Genomic DNA, 16,948 nt, shown 5'->3' on the forward strand with positions numbered 1-16,948 from the left:
TCCTGGTCAGATACCAGTTTTTTGAGTATGCTCACGTATGCGCGAGTATGCTTCGCCGTGTACTTTTTGATATACTCTGTTCAGCGAGCGAAGAGGTGATGAACGGTGCACTATCTTTATCTGCTGGTCACACTCCTGTTCTTCTCTTCCCTCGAGGTCGTCACCAAACCCATATCTGGAAGAGTCGATCCTTTCTTCCTCACCTTTTTCAGATTCATCGTTGGTGGAACTTTTTTGATCCTGCTCGCCGCCCTCTCAAAGAGAAGAACAGAGCGTAACGATTTCCCCAAACTCGCACTCGTTGGATGCCTCAACGGTGTAATATCGATGAGCCTACTCCAGTTGTCCGTGAAATATTCGAACGCCTCCACCGCAGCGACACTGGTCGCCATGAACCCTCTGTTCGTGGGTGTTTTTGCCCAGCTCCTTGGGAAGGACAGGATCAGCAAGAAGAAATGGCTCGCGATGGCGCTCGGTGCGCTGGGTGTAATCGTTCTGTCTTCTGCAAACGTTTCAGGAGACAGCACTTTCGGAATAATCTGTGGAATTCTGGCGGCGATCAGCTTCGCGCTCTACACCGTCCTGATGAAAGATTTCTCCAGCAAGTACGGTGCACTGCTCGCCACAGCTGTGTCCACCTTCTCTGCCGGTGTCGTTTATGGCGTTCTGCTCGCCATCTTTCGTAGACTTTCACTACCACACTTGACGTGGCCTGAAACTTTTATCCTGCTCTATGTAGGTATCGGCGTGACAGGTGTTGCCTACGTCACCTTCTTCAAGGCCATTCAGCGTTTCGGTCCAGTGAAGACCAGCGTGATCTTCTACCTCAAACCGGTTGTTGCGAGCCTCTTGGCGCTCCTGCTGCTGTCTGAAACGATGAATGTTCAGAAAATCGTTGGTACCGCGATCGTGGTGGTGTCTTTGTTTTTGAAATGAAAATGTGGTATCATCGTAAACGAGGTAAAATGGGTGAAACGAGCACTCCTGCTTTGCTTAATTGTTTGTTCTGTTTCCTTCGCCCTCTCCATAAAAGTGGGAATCTACGACAATCCACCGCAGGTATTCCTCAAAGACGGCCAACCTGCGGGTCTGTACATCGAAGTGCTCCAGAAGATCGCTGAGGAGAACGGCTGGAAACTGGAATACGTCTTCGCTACCTTCCCGGAACATCTTGAGAATCTGAAAGACGGCAAGATAGACCTGCTTGTCTCCATCGCCTACACACAGGAAAGGGAGAAGCTATACGATTACAACACGGAAGCACTGTTACTGAACTGGGGGGTACTGTGCGTTCACAAGAGTTTTGACTACGGGGACATAACCGACCTCGCCGGCCAGACGATCGCGATCTCGAAAGGCGACGTGTACGGCCAAGCGTTCATGAAAGAGATACAGCGTTACTCGGTGTCTGTGAACTGGCTTGAAGTACCGGATTATCCAGACGTGCTGAGAGCAGTTCAGGAAAAACGTGCCGTGGGCGGTGTGGTGAGCAGGATATACGCCGCGCAAAATCACCAGAAATTCGATGCGAAGATCACCGGAACGATCTTTTCACCCGTTGAACTGAGATTCGCTTTTCCGAAGGGAGCCGAGCTGAACAGCGTTCTGATAGAAAAAATCGACGAGTACCTGCGAAAACTCAAAAGCAACTACCAGAACTACAACGAACTGCTCGCGAAGTACCTCGGTGTGGAGAAAGGAGTCGTTCCTGCCTGGCTGGCGACACTGTTCCTGATAGTCGGTGTGGGTCTGGTACTGTTCGCCGCCTGGTCGCTGAGTCTGAGGGCTTTAGTGAAACAGCGGACCAGACAGCTACAGAAGGCGAACGAGGAGCTGAAGGAGTACAACGAAGAGATCTTCGCACAACAACAGGAACTTGCCGCGTTGAATGAACAACTTCAAAACGCGTACACCCAGCTCGAAAGTTCGATGAAGAGGTTCAGCAACATGCTGGGCTTTCTTTCAAACGTCTCGCCAGAAACACCACATGAAGACTTCTATTCGAGCTTCCTGTTCGCCGCACACAGGTTCGAACCTGTTGCCACCACGGTGCTGATCGACGATGATGAGTGTTACGTCCTCGAAGATGGCACCATCAAACGAACGAAATTGAATTGCTCGCTACAGCTCAACGATGAGGAACTCGTCGAACTGGCGAAGGAAACATTGTCACTACCCCAGACGAAGGCTGTGTGTTACAGATCGAAAGATACGGGAATTTCCCTTCTCTTCTTCTACAACGATTCTTCCTCGAAGATGGTAGAGGAAGATCTCATCAAAGCACTCTATTCGGTGCTGAACATGTACGTGAAGCTCAAGAGGCACGAAGAAACTTTAGCTTCGTTGAGTGAGGGGGTTGCGCGTGCCTTCCTTCAGGCGCTCGAGTTCCACGAGCAATACACCGCAAAGCATTCCGAAACGGTTCGAGACTACGCCGTCAAGATGGCCAGAAAACTTGGACTCACAGAGCGGGAAACCCAGCTCATCGCGTGCGCCGCTTTGGTGCACGATCTTGGCAAGCTCGCAGTTCCAAGTTCGATTCTGAACAAGCCTGCGAAACTTTCGGCAGAAGAGCTCGCGCTCGTCAGGCAGCACCCCGTAGTTGCGGCCAACATATTACAGCGCATCAAGGGTTTGGAAGAGGTTGCCAGGATAGTCCGGCATCACCACGAAAGATGGGACGGCAATGGATATCCAGACGGCCTGCTCGGTGAAGAGATTCCCATTGGCTCCAGGATCATAAGCATCGCTGACGCATTCGAAGCGATGACTTCAGACAGACCTTACAGGAAAGCACTGAGCATTGAGAAAGCAGTGTCTGAACTTCTGGACAACGTCGCTAAACAGTTCGACCCGGATTTGGTCAAAATCTTTCTTGAAATACTCGCCGAAGAAGGGGTGATCGTTCTTGAAAGGTGAAAAGTCTCGCGTGGCCCTGTCCATGTTCTTCATCGTGATACTCATCGTCCTTCTGAACGCCGATCAAATGGTGATGTCTCCGAACATAGGCAAGATCGAGGAAGAGTTCGGTGTGGACGATGCACAGATAGGGCTCGTCGGTGCGGTGTTCACCGTGATAGGTGCGGTGATCAGCCTTGTGTGGGGTTATTTCGCGGACAGATACAGTCGAAAACGCCTGCTGATCTATTCCATACTCGTTGGGGAAATTCCTTGCTTCATGACGGCGTTCTCCATGAATTTCGGACAGTTCTTCTTCTGGAGAATACTCACAGGCATCGGTGTCGGTGCGTCCTTCCCGATCGTTTTCTCCTTAATCGGTGACATGTTCGATGAAGTGAACCGCGCCAAAGTTGCGGCACTCATGGGCGCGGCGATCAGTGTCGGGAACATTCTGGGCATGATCGTGGGCGGTTTCGTGGGTCCTACCTTCGGATGGCGCATACCTTTCGTGCTGGTCTCACTGCCGAACGTGGTGCTGGCCATCGTGGCACTGTTCGTCCTTCAGGAACCTGCGAGAGGAGCCTTCGAAAAAGGCATAGGAGAGCTGGTCAGGGCGGGATACGCGTATCCCAAGATGCCGAAGCTCGAAGATTACGCCAAGCTCGTGAGGGTGAAGACGAATCTGCTTCTCTTCTTGCAAGGTATAGCTGGGACCATCCCCTGGGGTGCGATACCTTACTTTCTCGTCGAGTTCTTCAGAAGAGAAAGGGGACTCTCTGTGGAGCTCGCGACTCTCGTGTTCATCGTCTTCGGTGTCGGGAACATACTCGGTACCATCGTTGGTGGCTGGATCGGTGCGATGCTGTACAAAAGATCGAAATCCACCGTGCCTCTCTTCTGCAGTTTGACAACGGCGATCGGAGTCTGGTTGACGGTGCTGACATTCAGTTACTCGAACACCACCAACTCCGGGCTTTACGTTCTCATGCTGCTCGGATTGCTCGCCTCGCTCACCGACAGCCTCACCGGTCCAAACGTGAAGATGATGCTGCTGAACGTGAACGAGCCTCAGGATCGGGGCAGGATCTTTTCTATCTTCAACCTCACCGATTCCTTGGGTACGGGTATCGGAAGATGGATAGGTGGCTTGCTGTCCGTCGGGCTCGGGTCTCTCGGTGCAGCGATGAAGGTTTCGGCGTACTTCTGGCTGATCTGTTCTTTCTTCCTTTTCCTACTCGTTTTCAAATTCGCCAAGGACGTCGAATCGCTCGAGTCTCGCATGGAACTTCTGGCCCAACAGATGAAGGGATGAGGGGGTGTGAAAGATGTTTCCAAAGGATTTTCTCTTCGGAGCGTCGATGTCAGGTTTTCAGGTCGAGATGGGTTACGCGAAGGGCGATACCGATGCCAACACGGACTGGTTCGTGTGGGTGAGAGAACCTGAAAATCTCATCAACGGCGTCGTGAGCGGACATCTGCCCGAGTACGGCGTGGGTTACTGGTACAACTTCCCCACGATCCACAAACTCGCAAGCGATTTCGGAATGAACGTTCTTCGAACGAACATCGAGTGGTCCCGCATTTTTCCCAATCCCACGTTCGACGTGAAAGTTGGAGTCGAACGGACCGAATCTGGGATCGTGTCGGTGCGGATCGACGAACGGGCCCTAAAGCAACTGGACGAGCTCGCCAGCAGAGAAGCGGTGGAGCATTACCGTGAGATCTTCTCGGACATGAGAAAGAGAGGTTTGAAAGTTTTCGTCAATCTCATCCATTTCACGTTGCCTGTCTGGTTGCACGATCCGATCGCCGTGCACAGAAGACAACCGACCGATAAACTCGGATGGGCGAGTGAAAACAGCATCATCGAATTTGCGAAATTCGCTGCGTACGTCGTCTGGAAGTTCGACGATCTCATCGACATGTACAGTACCTTCAACGAGCCGAACGTTGTGAGTCAGATGGGCTACGTAATGAGCGTGTCCGGTTTTCCGCCTGGAATCTTCGACACAGAAAAATTCTTCAGCAGCTTCGTGAACCAGATCGTCGCGCACGCGCGTGCCTACGATGCGATGAAGAAATTGACGAAAAAGCCGATTGGCCTGATCTACTCGGCATCGGTGTACGAATCGACGAACGGCGACGTCGAACTCGAAGAGAGCGTGACCCATTTCATGAACTTCTTCTTCCTCGACGCCCTGCACAGCGGGGCCATGTTCTTCCAGACGAGGGAAGATTTGGCGGGCAGACTCGATTTCATCGGACTGAACTATTACACGCGTACCGTGATCCAGAGATCGCCACAGGAACTGAGCTTCGGTCCTGTGAGTATGAATTGGTCCATCGTGCCGGGCTACGGTTACGCGTGCCAGCCAGCTGGTTTCTCGAAAGATGCGAGGCCCGTGAGTGACTTCGGCTGGGAAACTTATCCCGAAGGTCTGCTGAAACTCCTGCGTGCTTTCAACGAACGTTACGCGCTGCCCATCTATGTGACGGAGAACGGTCTGGCCGACGCGCGGGACTGGCTCAGGCCTTACCATCTTGTGGCACACATGCACGCCGTCGAGAAGGCGATCGAGGAGGGTGTGAACGTCAAAGGGTATCTGCACTGGTCGATAGTCGACAACTACGAATGGGCGAAGGGTTACCACATGAGGTTCGGCCTGGCCGAGACGAACTACCAGACGAAGGCGTACACCCCGAGGCCTTCGATGTACATCTTCAGAGAGATCGTGAAAGATCTGTCCACGGAGAAGTTCAGAAACTATCTGCAGTCACCGTACCAGATTTGGAAACAGGACGTTTGAAGCGATCGAAGAACAATCTCAACGAGTTCAGAGCGCACAGGACCATCACACCCGTGTCGGCGAAGACACCCTGCCACATCGTGGCTTTACCCGTCGCGGCCAGTAATATGAACAACACCTTCGTACCGATCGCAAAGACGATGTTCTGAACAACGATACTCCTCGTTTTCCTTGAGATCGAAAACAGCTGCCAGACCTGGATCGGCTCTGCGTTCATCAACACAACGTCGGCGATCTCCATCACGGCGTCGTTCCCGAGCGAGTTCATCGCTACACCGACATCGCTCCGTGAGAGTGCCGGCGCATCGTTGATGCCATCACCCACGAAGACCGTGGTACCGTCTTTCATGATCCTTTCCTCCAGGAGCGTCAGCTTGTCCTCTGGTTTCAGCTCTGCGAAGTATTCAACGTGTTTCAACTCCTCCGCCACGTCCCGCACCGCACCCTTTCTATCTCCACTCATGACGTACACCTTCAAACCTGCCTTCTTCAACTTACTGACCGCTTCCTGTGCTGTTTCTTTCAACCTCTCTTTGAAAACAAGCGTACCTGCGTATTTTCTGTCGATGCACAGATTGACCATTTTCGCGTCGCTTCTGCAAACGCTCTCAGGATGATCGATGTTTTCTTCATGCAGGAACCTGTCGTTGCCGAGGTGCACGAGCCTGTCCCTCACGATCGCTCTCACTCCGAGGCCCGGAAATTCCCTGGCTTCCTTTAAAAATTCCGCGCTCACCCTGAGCTCTCCAGAAAGCGCTCTCGAAAGTGGGTGGTTCGAACCTAAACCCGCATGCGCCGCGAAAAAGAGAACTTCGTCTTTCGAGAAACCGTTGTGAGGTTCAACGCGCACAAGCTTTGGGTCAGTCTCGGTGAGTGTTCCGGTTTTGTCGAAGACGACGTTCTTGGCGCTCGCGATCGTGTCAAAATACTGTGCACCTTTCACGAATATACCCCTTCTGGAAGCTTTAGCGAGTGCCGCCACGTAGGTCAGAGGTACGCTGAGCGCCAGGGCACACGGGCAGGAAATCACGAGCAGAACGAGAGATCTGTAAAGAGATTCGGAAAAGCTGAGTCGTGCGAAGAGAAAGAGTACCACCGTCAACGCGATCGCACTCACGACCACAGCTGGTGTGTAGTACCTCGCGAACTTCGTGACGAACCTCTCCGCCTTTGCTTTCCTTTCCTGAGCTTTCTGAACCAGTTCGGTAACCTTTGCCATCGATGATTCTGAGTACTCTTTCAAAATCTGAACCTTCACGGTGCCGCTCTCCACAATGGAGCCCGCAAAAACTTTTTCGCCTTCGAACACGGACTGTGGCAGGTGTTCCCCCGTCAGGTGTGACACGTTGATCTGGGCCGTTCCTTCCACCAGAACACCGTCGCTCGGCACCTTTTCACCGGGCCTCACCAAAACGATGTCTCCAGGCTTCAACTCTTCCACACGAACTTTCTTGATCGTACCCTGCTCGATCTTCCACGCGTACCTCGGTGATTCACTGAGCAGTCTTTTCATTTCCCTGTTCGACCGCTCGAACACGTAGTGTTCTATCAACTCGCCCATTCTGTAGAGCACCATCACCGTGGCTGCCTCCGGGAACTCCTTCAGAACGATGGCGCCCACGCTCGCAACACTCATCAGGCTGTTTTCGTCGAAGAACCTCGACTTTGAAAAATTCACCAGCGCCCTCTTCAGCACTTCCCAACCTGATAAAAGATAAGCCACCACAGCGAGCCACGGTGTCTTCGCGAACACGGAGACCAGAAGGATCACACCGGAGGCGATCAACAGCACCAGATCCCGAAAATGATGTTCCTCTTCTTCGTGGTGAACGTGACAGACGCTGCAGTTGTCCAACGTACACTCACTCCTTCGCGTGCTCGAGAGCGGAAGAGATGAGCTCGAGCACGTGTTTGTCTTTCAGTCTGTAAACAACCTGCTTTCCAACACGCTGTGCATCCACGAGGTTCGACAACTTTAAAACTCTCAGCTGGTGGGATATCGCGGAAGTGGAGAGTGAAAGTATGTTCGACAGGTCACAGGTGCACAGATCGGATTTGGAAAGCGCGAGGAGTATTTTCAAACGCGTTTCGTCGGCGCACGCACGGAGCAGTTTCACCATGTTCTCGACGATCTCTTTGGGCTCGAACTCACGCTTGATTTTCTCAACGAGTTCTCTGCGTTCGTGTTTCTCGCCACAGGTGTCCTTCACAAATCCACCTCACTTTTGAACAACTGTTCAATTGTTATTGTACCACAAAAACACGCAGCGTACCACTTCTGTGGGGAACTTCTTTCAGTGGACCAACCAGGTTCTCACGTGCTCTATCTTCGTCCTTTCGCTCAACGGCCTTTCCGCGAGATCCAGCTCGATGGTCTGGCGAACTGTTTTCATCGAGGGACGAGAACCGTCTGGGCAGAACAGTCTCAGGATCACGCCCGATTCAGCGGGCTTAAAGGTGGAAACAAAACCTTTCTCGATCTGGATAGCTATCTTCTCTGGAATTTTCTCGAACCTTCCCTGGACGGCGAACGGAACAATGGTACACTGTCTGGCAGCTTCGTAGATCCTGTCGATACCGTAATCATCGTGGAGCACGATCGAAAAGCTCACCCTGTGCTCGCCCAATCCTTGTGCGTTCGGTGTTTCGAAGGCGGGCCCCGCGTGACCGGGTCGTGTGATCAGATCGTTCCTCGAAAGCCAACCCACACTCCTGAGGATCGTCAAATGCAAGCCAGACTCGTCCACGAAGACTTCTCTGAGCCCCTTCGGGACGATGGTCAATCTGTACTCCGGCACGCTCACGAACCAGTAAGTGGGAAACTGGTTTTCAGGCAGTTCCGCCCAGGAAGAACAATCTTCCTCGAACCTTTCGATCTTCCTCTCAACCGGCCCGAAGTAACCGTCCGTGATCAATTTGGTCAGACCTTTCAGAGGGAACACGACGCTCAGCCTGTGGTCCTTCGCCGCGTTGGTGAAGTGAACGTCCACATCGACCCTCTTCTCGTCTCGGTAGAAGGTGTAGACGAACCTGAACGGTATCGTGACGGTCTCTTCAGATCTGCTCCTTCTATCTTCGGCGATCCTGGCAGGAACGTTCATCGAAAAGGTCGCTTCTATTTTTTTCACGAAGGCTGAATCGAGCAAGGTGCGAACCTTCGCGACACAGTTCCTCGAGTCGTACCTCTCCCGGCACACGTAGCTGTAATTGTATTCGTCTCCCACATCTTCAACGTCTTCAACATAGCACAAACCATCGAGCAGTTCTCCACCGTGCTCGACCTTCAGCGTGGCGTTCTCCAGCACCTCGAAGATGGGTGTGAAACTGCGCGGCTTTTCATCCTTACCTGTAACGAATCTGAACTGTTTGAAAGATAGTCCTTCGAGAGATGTCTTTGCGAAGCATTTATACCAGCGACCCTGGCCTGCGAAAACACTGCTGGTCGAACGGTGAGCGTAGAACTCCACGAGCAGGTTCGTATCCATCTCGAAGCGGTCCAGAGGAACCAGGACAGATTCGACTTCGTTTCCCTCTTCATCTACCAATTTCCACTCACCTTCTGGCAAACGCACGTTCAACTCGATCACACCGTCGTACTGCCTTTCTGCAGGATTGAAAACTGTGATGCCATGTTTGTCGATCATCCTTCCACAGAGATCGAGCAGTGTCCTTATCAAGAGTGCACGGCCGTGGTTGATGGCCCTCCTCAATCTGTCCTGAACGTTGCCGTGTACCTCATCGACGCTGCAACCACAGATGCTGTCGTGTGGATGACACTGCAGAATCAGTTTCCAGCCGTACCACAAACTTTCCTGTGGCACCGCTTTTCCTTCCAGCTTCGCTACAGCAGTGAGCGGTTCCAGATAGTGCAGATACAGCTTTTCAGCCTCGAACTGTAGAAGTTTTTCCCAGATCCTCGCCGAAAGCACGTCCTTCAAAATGGGTGCGTGCCTTGGGCTCCTCAGCTCTCCGATCAACTTTTCTTCAGGCTTCTTCAAATGTGAGACGTATTCCTGGAGCGAAGCGTGAACGAACTCGAACTCTTCGTTGTGGATCTCTTTGAGGATTTTTCCCACATCGCGCCTGGGAATCTCGTGGTCCGTTCCATTCATCAAGAGCGGTGGATTCTCAGGATCGAGCTCTGCCAGATTCTTCGCTTCCTTCAGCAGCTGGGATTTGAACCTCTCTTCGTCGTGGTCCCAGTGCGCCGCGTTGGAGTAACTGTGAACGAGATAGACCGTGTCTATCGATTCGCCTGTCGGTGAACTCCACAGAAAAGTTGTACCTTTCACGTTGTTCACTCCGCGCCACACTACTGCCCAGTCCATCCCGAGGCCCTTCAGCACCGTGGGGGTGTACGCGTTGTGGCCGAACATGTCTGGCAGGTACGCGATGCTGCTCAGAGGAAGATCGAACTTCTTCGCAAGCCTCTGACTGTACAGATAGTTCCTTATCAACGATTCGCCGCTTATCAAGAACTCGTCCGGAAGTACGTACCACGGTCCGACGGAGATCTTTCCTTCACGGACGAGTTTGAAGAACTCTTCCTTGATCCCGTCGTTCTCGATGAAGTCTTCTATCACGACCGTCTGACCATCCAGATGGAAGTGCTTGAAAGAATCTTCAGACTTGAAGATGGACATGAGCTCGTTCAGGAGGATCGAAAGCCTCTGCCGGTAGATTTCAAACGTCGTGTACCATTCCCTGTCCCAGTGCGTGTGCGTCACGACAAAGACTTTTTTCATGAAGGATCACCTCGAATCAAGAAGATTGGGTTGACTATCAGGGCGGGTCTAACTTCGCTGTCGAATCCCATCAGGATCAGCACATCCTCTGGTTCTTCTACATCGATCTTCTTTTCAAAGCTTCCACACACATCGAATCGCTGTACTTCTCTCTTTCTCACAACGAGCAAGCTCAGTCTGGGCAGGTTTTCCACCCTCAACACTACTGATCCTCTATGGAAAACCGTATCACCGACACTCTTTCCGGAGACATCTATCTTTATCTCTCCAACAGAGGACAGGTACACTCTGCCAGACTTGATCGCCCACAGGATCTCCGAAAGTTCCATCCCCCTCGCCGAAACGTAATTCGACATCCAGTCGGATTCGTCCCGTTTGTGAAGATCCCTTCCTGCCGTAGCCGTTATTCTTTTCCCGCTCCTCACCGCCTTCAGCCAATTTCCAACCGCCTCGTAGTTGAGTTCAACTCTGGACAGGTCCGCGTTCCAAACTTCTACGAAGTCCAAACTGAAGGGATCAAACGCGTATGTCCATTTGCATCCCACACACACGGGGTCTCCCATCGCAAACGGATGAGCCACACCAACGAGAGCTCCCTGACCGTGTACCTCACGAACGATCGTAGAAAAATCTTTTTCCTGACCCTCTTCGTCTTTCCAGTCCACGAAGGTTTTTGCACCCAAAACGAGCGCGTGGCCTTTGAAGGTGTTCAATTCCTGACCCGGGAAACCTACAGCTCCAGCCACACTGCCCAGTTCTCGCCAGCCCGAGACGTTGCTGTGGTCGGTTAGAAAAAAGAAATCGAAACCCTTCTTCTTCAAAAATGTCGAAAGTTCTTCCACACTGAGCAATCCATCGCTGTGTCGTGAATGCGTGTGGAGTTCACCTTTGAATGTGTGGAACTCCTCGTTCCCTTCGACCACGATCTCGAGTTTGTAACGAACATCGCAGAAAAGTTGATGGTTCTCGAAAAACACCGTCCACTTTCCAGGAAGGGGTTTACCTCTGACGGCGGCTTCACTTGCATCCAGGCCTACGACGAAGTTTTTCGTACCTCTGTCGTACCTACCCATGAACCTTCCGAGCGAGTCGTGAAAGAGAAGATTCACATGGTTCTGGAGCGGACCAATAGACGTGGGGGAATATTCAAAACGTACGATGAGTTCACTTGCATTAGTGGGCACGTCGAAGATGATCTTTTTCACTGTTTTGCTTTCGCAGAGTTCTATTTTTCCTTCGAAGATCACAGTTCATCTCTCCTAAGTATCCGCACACCGTTCTCATCGAACACGTGCAACTTATCTTTCCTCAGCCTCAGGAATACTTTATCACCAGTCTTATAGGGTACATCTTCGAAAACCAAAACTTTCACGGAACAGCTGTTTATCTTCACTGTCACGATCGTTTCAAAACCGAGTGGCTCGACCACGTACACTTCACCGGCAATCTCTCCGTTCTTTGCATCCAAAAGTACGTTCTCAGGTCTTATGCCTATGAATCCCTTCCCTCTCGGAAACGCGACCAGGGATAGTTCCGAAAGGTCGATCCTTCGGCCCTCCAGAACACACGTTGAACCATCGAAGTAACATTCAATGATGTTCATCGGTGGATTACCAATAAAAGATGCCACGAAAGTGTTGATCGGTTTATCGTAAATCTCTCTCGGTGTACCTACTTGCAGCACACGGCCTTGGTTCATCACAGCTATTTTCGTTGAGAGTGCCATCGCTTCGGACTGATCGTGCGTCACGTAAACAACGCTCGTTCCAAGTTCCATACTCAATCTCTTGAGAAAACTCCTCGCTTCTATTCTCAGCTTTGCGTCGAGGTTACTCAAAGGTTCGTCGAGGAGAAAAACGTTGGGCGTCTGAATCACCGCCCGTGCCAGCGCTACTCTCTGTTGCTGACCCCCACTGATCTGTTGAGGGTATCTGTCGAGCAGTTCAGAGATCTGCAGGCTCTCCGCGACGAAGGCGACTTTCTTTCTGACTTCGTCCTTGGGAATCTTTCTCACAACGAGAGGATAAGCGATGTTTTCCCTCACCGTCATGTGAGGATAGAGCGCATAATTCTGAAAGACCATCGCCACGTTTCTGTGCTTTGGAAGCTCCATCGTCACGTCCCTACCGGCGATGTATATTCGCCCCTCGTCTGGAAACTCGAGGCCTGCGATCAACCTGAGAGTCGTCGTCTTACCGCAACCGGATGGACCGAGCAGCGTGAAAAAGTCTTGCTTTTCTATCTGTAAGCTCACACTCTGTACGGCAACGACATTCGAAAATCGCTTCGTTACATTCTCCAGCACGATCCAGGACAAGACTCTTCCCTCCTCAACCTTTGATGCCGCCGTAAAAGGAAAAACCGAACTTTCTCTCAATCAGCACGTATGTGAATATCACTGGTAACGTGTAAAGGAGCGAGTACGCTGATATCATCCCGATGTCCGGGACACCCACTTCGCTGAAGAAGGTGTATATCGCCACAGAAACGGGATATTTACTCGCGGACCTCAACAGGACAAAGGGTATGAGGAAGTTGCTCCACGATTGCGCGAACACGAGCATTGCGATGACTATTATGCCCTTGCTCGATAGCGGCAAGAAAATGCGGAACATCACCTGCATGGGAGAACTGCCATCGACGAGAGCAGCCTCTTCGTAAGTTCTCGGAATCGAGTCGAAGAAGTCCTTCAAGATGAACAACGCCGTCGGCATGATGCCCCCGGAAAGCGTGAGAATCACGCCGAGCTCTTTGTTAACAAGGCCGAGTCTGAGATTCAGCACGAATATGGGAACCATCGCAGCCGCACCGCTGACCACGCTCGAAAAAAGCACCAGTACATACAAAAGGACGTTTCTTCCCCTGAAATCGTGCCTGGAAAACACGTAAGCTGCGAACAGAGCACACGTTGTCACAAGAGCGACCACTGACACCGAAATGACCAAGCTGTTGCGGAAGGCGATGATCGCTGTCCTGTTTTGAAAGACTCTCACAAAATTGTTCAGTGTGAACCCATCGAAAGAAATGAAGAGAGAAGGTCTGACGGAAAAGGGCGTTACGAAAAGCCAGACGATCGGAGAAATGAAGAAAGCAAGTATAGGAGCAAGCAATATGTAGGAAACGATTCTACTGAACCTTCGAGGATCTTTCATGCCTTTTTCCTCCTTGAAAGACTCAGATAAAACATGGCGAGCGCGAAGTTGATCAGAAGCGCAATGGTTGCGATCGATGCACCATAACCCAGCTTGAAGTACCTGAAGGCGGTTCTGTAGATGTATATCGACAGAAGTTCTGTTCTGAACGACGGCCCCCCGCCCGTGAGCAAGTAGGGAGTGAACACGTTGAAGGTCCAGAGGGTGATGAGAATCAGATCTGTCAGGGTGTATGACTTTATGTTGGGGAATATGATGTCTTTGAACTTTCTCCAAGCAGAAACACCAATGACGTCGGCCGTTTCGAGATAAGACGGAGGAATCGTTTCCAACGCAGCTGAAAACAAGAGCATCGAATAGGCCGTACCACGCCAAATGTTGAAAGTGATGATGGTGGGCAACGGATACTCGTAAAACCAGTTCACCTTTCTCAAACCCAGAACAGAGAGCAGCATGTTCAGTGTCCCATAATCTTTGTCGAGGAAAGCGATCCAGAGGTACGCCACCACGACCTCGGGAATGATCCACGCCAGAATCACAACGCTTTGAACGAAACTTCTGAGTTTCCTTTTTCTGTAAGTCAACAGTGCGAGCGAAAGTCCGAGCCCTGCTTGACCAACGATCGCGGACCCAAGAACGAAAAGCAAGGTCACTCGCAGCGCGTTGTAGAAAAATCTATCGCTCAGAACCTTCGCGTAATTTTCAAAACCAACGAAATCAGGATTTCGTGCCTTTGCCCCGGTGAGTGTTTCGTTCGTCATGCCGATTTTCAAGACCCAGAGACCTGGCAGGATGAGAAAAATAAAGATCAGTGCGAGGGCAGGTATCAACAGAAGGACAACGACTTTCTTCCCCATCAACGATTTTCTCACTCGATCCACCTCGAAAAGGGCGGGCAATGCCCGCCCTTCGTCTTCCTCACGGTTTCTCTATGACATTTTCTTTCCCAACGATCCTCGTGACCTCTTTTGCAAATTCCTCGATGGCTTTATCAACGCTCATCTGACCCGTGACGACTCTCTCAGTCAGAAGCTGAGCCTGGAAGGAAATCTCAGGATAAACGGGGAACGCCGGTCTGAACGTTGTGTACTTGACCAGTGCACGGCTCGTCTCCGCAATGAATTTATCCTTGTTCACAGTCCAGCAGGAATCTGCGAGATCGGATCTCGGAGACACGAAAGGTTTCATTTCGAAGTAAGACAGCTGTGGCTCGATGTAAAGTAATCTCTTCAGCACTTCCGCAACCAGTTTTGGATTCTTGCAGTTGATGTTAACAGCAAAACCCGTACCGCCAGAGATAGAAACAAACTCCGGATCACCCGGCTTACCGCGGCCTGGCATCGCAGCCCATCCGATGCGCTCATCCCTATCTGGGAAGCCCCAGGACGGGTTGTTGGGATTCAACACGGACGTGTAGAACCAGGTTCCTTCAACATACATGGCGATCTTTTCCTGCCTGAACAGTTCAAACGTTTTCTCTCTCGCGCCGGCCGAAACTTGCAGAGCCGCATCCCCAAGCTTCTCGTCAACGTAGATCCGCTTGTAAAAGTTAAGGGTGTCACGCAAAGCGCTACTCTTGATGATCCACTTTCCGGTTTCCCAGTCGTACAGGTTGCCACCCGCACCGAGCAGGACCATGAAGAAACCCTGCATTGTCGTTGCTTCACCCATTTCTGTACCTGCGTTCAGCTGGATCGGTATCACACCGGGCAATTTTTCCTTGATGATCCTCGCCGTTTTGATGATGTCTTCCCAGCTCCTGGGCTGCCATGGTATGGGTATTCCAGCCTTCTTGAACAACTCCTTGTTGTAGTAGATCATCCTCACATCAGTGCTTGCGGGTATCAGATACGTTTTACCTTTGTAGCTTCCCATCGCTTTCATGGAGTCATAGTAGTACTTCCACGCCGGTATCTCGGCGAGGATGTCATCGATGGGTCTCAGATATCCCGCCTCAACGAATTCCGGGACCCAGAAACCATCGATCCAGAGTATGTCCGCTCCACCGCCACCTTTGATGTCGAGGACGATCCTTGCTTTGAAGTCTTCATCCTTTATACCGGTCTGAATCAGTTCGATGTCTATTCCGAGTTCTTTCTCGATCTCTGGTATGTACTTTTCGAACCAGTCAACCACCTGGGTGTTTTTTCCACCCTTGATCGCGTTGGCGATGATTGTTACCTTCTCACCAAAGATGAAAGCAGCCATGGCTAACACGAGGACCAGCACCAGCAACCTCTTCATAAAAACACCCCCTCACGAATGCGGGTGTTCCATGCACCCGCAAGAATTTCTCACAACCAGTTTCGTCGGAACATAATGTTTCTTGATCGGAACGTCTCCCCAGCTCAACAGTGAGAGCAGTATCGCCGCAGCCTTTTCCCCCATCCGTTCGGGGTATTGTCTGACAGTCGTTAGACTTGGGCGCACGAAATCGCTGAAGAGTAGGTCGTCGAACCCTACCACAGCGATATCTTTCGGAACATTCATTCCAAGCATCTGTAGTCCAGATATGACCTCGACGGCCAGAAGATCTGTACACGCAAAAACGGCGTCAAAACTCTTCAGCGCCTTGCATTGTTCTCTTACGCTACCTCTGCGTACTTCGATCAGTGTCAGGCTCGCGTTCGATTCGCTACAAGCTAAACTGGCTCCGCGAAATCTGTCTCTTACACTACTCACTTTCGTCGTCTCCCACGTGACGAAAGCTATCTTTTTACACCCGTGCACCTCGATCAAGTGTTTCGTAACATCGTAAGCCCCTTTCTGGTTGTCCGATTCGACCGAATATCCATCTAATCCCTCCACCGTCCTGTCTACGAAGACAATCGGTCGGCGTTCTGTGAGAAGCTGCTTGATTAGCTCGTTCTGCGACATGCTCAGGTGTGGAAACACTATGAAACCGGACACGTTCAGTTCCAGGAATTTTTTAAACTTCTCCCACTCCGAAGAGCTGTTTTCGTCTGCGAACTGAACCACGGCGTGGAAACCCAGGCTCGAGATGTGTTGTTCGATGCCTTTGAGTATCCCAATACTCAGAAGATCAGAGGCCGAACTGAGAAAAACACCGATCAGGTTCGATGTCTGTCCCATCTCTTCCTTCTTCTTCACGAAGCTTCCTATACCTTGCAACCTGTAAAGATAACCCTCTATCACCAGCTCGTCTATGGCTTTTCTGACCGTAATTCTGCTCACCTGAAACATGTCCATTAACTCTTTTTCAGACGGGATCCTGTCGTCTGGCATCAACTCTCCTGTCTTTATTTTGTTCAGCAGGTACTCCTTTACCACCCTGTACATGGGTTTCTGTCTGGCGGCACTCATCATGACATATCATATCATG

The 16,948-nt window shown here is 51.3% G+C and carries 13 protein-coding genes; 4 read left to right on the plus strand and 9 right to left on the minus strand.

The features are described 5' to 3' along the window. Positions 1–105: 105 nt before the first annotated feature. Genes TSP01S_RS06950 through bgaS form a run of 4 tightly spaced genes read left to right on the plus strand, consistent with a single transcriptional unit; the run spans position 106 to position 5,708 of the window. Positions 106–936, plus strand: a complete 831-nt coding sequence (locus TSP01S_RS06950; protein ID WP_041077381.1) for a DMT family transporter — start codon at positions 106–108, stop codon at positions 934–936. A gap of 33 nt (positions 937–969) precedes the next feature. After that, positions 970–2,919 (plus strand): HD domain-containing phosphohydrolase, encoded by a 1,950-nt coding sequence (locus TSP01S_RS10180; protein WP_070098362.1) that lies wholly within the window; start codon positions 970–972, stop codon positions 2,917–2,919. Positions 2,920–2,935: 16 nt separating this feature from the next. Next, positions 2,936–4,213 carry an MFS transporter gene (locus tag TSP01S_RS06960; protein WP_041078589.1) on the plus strand — a complete coding sequence of 426 codons (1,278 nt, stop codon included), beginning with the start codon at positions 2,936–2,938 and terminating at the stop codon, positions 4,211–4,213. A 13-nt stretch (positions 4,214–4,226) separates the two neighbouring features. After that, positions 4,227–5,708, plus strand: coding sequence for a beta-galactosidase BgaS (bgaS, locus tag TSP01S_RS06965; protein ID WP_041077382.1), 1,482 nt, complete (start codon positions 4,227–4,229; stop codon positions 5,706–5,708). Here bgaS and TSP01S_RS06970 read toward each other — a convergent pair. The 9 genes from TSP01S_RS06970 to TSP01S_RS07010 form a co-directional block, all read right to left on the minus strand. Then, positions 5,659–7,563, minus strand: a complete 1,905-nt coding sequence (locus TSP01S_RS06970; RefSeq protein WP_052463539.1) for a heavy metal translocating P-type ATPase — start codon at positions 7,561–7,563, stop codon at positions 5,659–5,661. The genes bgaS and TSP01S_RS06970 overlap by 50 nt on opposite strands. A 7-nt stretch (positions 7,564–7,570) precedes the next feature. After that, a complete protein-coding gene (locus tag TSP01S_RS06975) occupies positions 7,571–7,918 on the minus strand; it encodes an ArsR/SmtB family transcription factor (protein WP_041077383.1) in 348 nt (115 codons plus the stop codon). An 84-nt stretch (positions 7,919–8,002) separates the two neighbouring features. Further along, complete coding sequence (locus TSP01S_RS06980) at positions 8,003–10,453, minus strand: glycoside hydrolase family 38 N-terminal domain-containing protein (RefSeq protein WP_041077384.1); 2,451 nt, start codon at positions 10,451–10,453, stop codon at positions 8,003–8,005. Further along, positions 10,450–11,700, minus strand: coding sequence for a CehA/McbA family metallohydrolase (locus TSP01S_RS10105; RefSeq protein ID WP_052463540.1), 1,251 nt, complete (start codon positions 11,698–11,700; stop codon positions 10,450–10,452). Before TSP01S_RS10105 ends, TSP01S_RS06980 begins: the two co-directional genes overlap by 4 nt. Beyond that, positions 11,697–12,770, minus strand: coding sequence for an ABC transporter ATP-binding protein (locus TSP01S_RS06990; protein ID WP_041077385.1), 1,074 nt, complete (start codon positions 12,768–12,770; stop codon positions 11,697–11,699). The genes TSP01S_RS10105 and TSP01S_RS06990 overlap by 4 nt, the downstream gene beginning before the upstream one ends. Before the next feature lie 13 nt (positions 12,771–12,783). Further along, positions 12,784–13,605, minus strand: a complete 822-nt coding sequence (locus tag TSP01S_RS06995; RefSeq protein ID WP_041077386.1) for a carbohydrate ABC transporter permease — start codon at positions 13,603–13,605, stop codon at positions 12,784–12,786. Continuing rightward, entirely contained in the window at positions 13,602–14,477 is an 876-nt protein-coding gene (locus TSP01S_RS07000) for a carbohydrate ABC transporter permease (RefSeq protein ID WP_041077387.1), read from the minus strand. The genes TSP01S_RS06995 and TSP01S_RS07000 overlap by 4 nt, the downstream gene beginning before the upstream one ends. A 46-nt stretch (positions 14,478–14,523) precedes the next feature. Beyond that, positions 14,524–15,849 (minus strand): extracellular solute-binding protein, encoded by a 1,326-nt coding sequence (locus TSP01S_RS07005; RefSeq protein WP_041077388.1) that lies wholly within the window; start codon positions 15,847–15,849, stop codon positions 14,524–14,526. A gap of 12 nt (positions 15,850–15,861) precedes the next feature. Further along, positions 15,862–16,932, minus strand: a complete 1,071-nt coding sequence (locus tag TSP01S_RS07010; protein ID WP_041077389.1) for a GntR family transcriptional regulator — start codon at positions 16,930–16,932, stop codon at positions 15,862–15,864. Positions 16,933–16,948 lie beyond the last annotated feature (16 nt).

The organism is Thermotoga caldifontis AZM44c09 (genome assembly GCF_000828655.1).
Lineage (GTDB): Bacteria > Thermotogota > Thermotogae > Thermotogales > DSM-5069 > Pseudothermotoga_A > Pseudothermotoga_A caldifontis.

Coding starts and splice junctions, on each gene's coding strand:
- bgaS (WP_041077382.1), top strand. CDS start 4,227: ATGTTTCCAAAGGATTTTCTCTTCGGAGCGTCGATGTCAGGTTTTCAG.
- TSP01S_RS06980 (WP_041077384.1), bottom strand. CDS start 10,453: ATGAAAAAAGTCTTTGTCGTGACGCACACGCACTGGGACAGGGAATGG.
- TSP01S_RS06995 (WP_041077386.1), bottom strand. CDS start 13,605: ATGAAAGATCCTCGAAGGTTCAGTAGAATCGTTTCCTACATATTGCTT.
- TSP01S_RS07005 (WP_041077388.1), bottom strand. CDS start 15,849: ATGAAGAGGTTGCTGGTGCTGGTCCTCGTGTTAGCCATGGCTGCTTTC.
- TSP01S_RS07010 (WP_041077389.1), bottom strand. CDS start 16,932: ATGATGAGTGCCGCCAGACAGAAACCCATGTACAGGGTGGTAAAGGAG.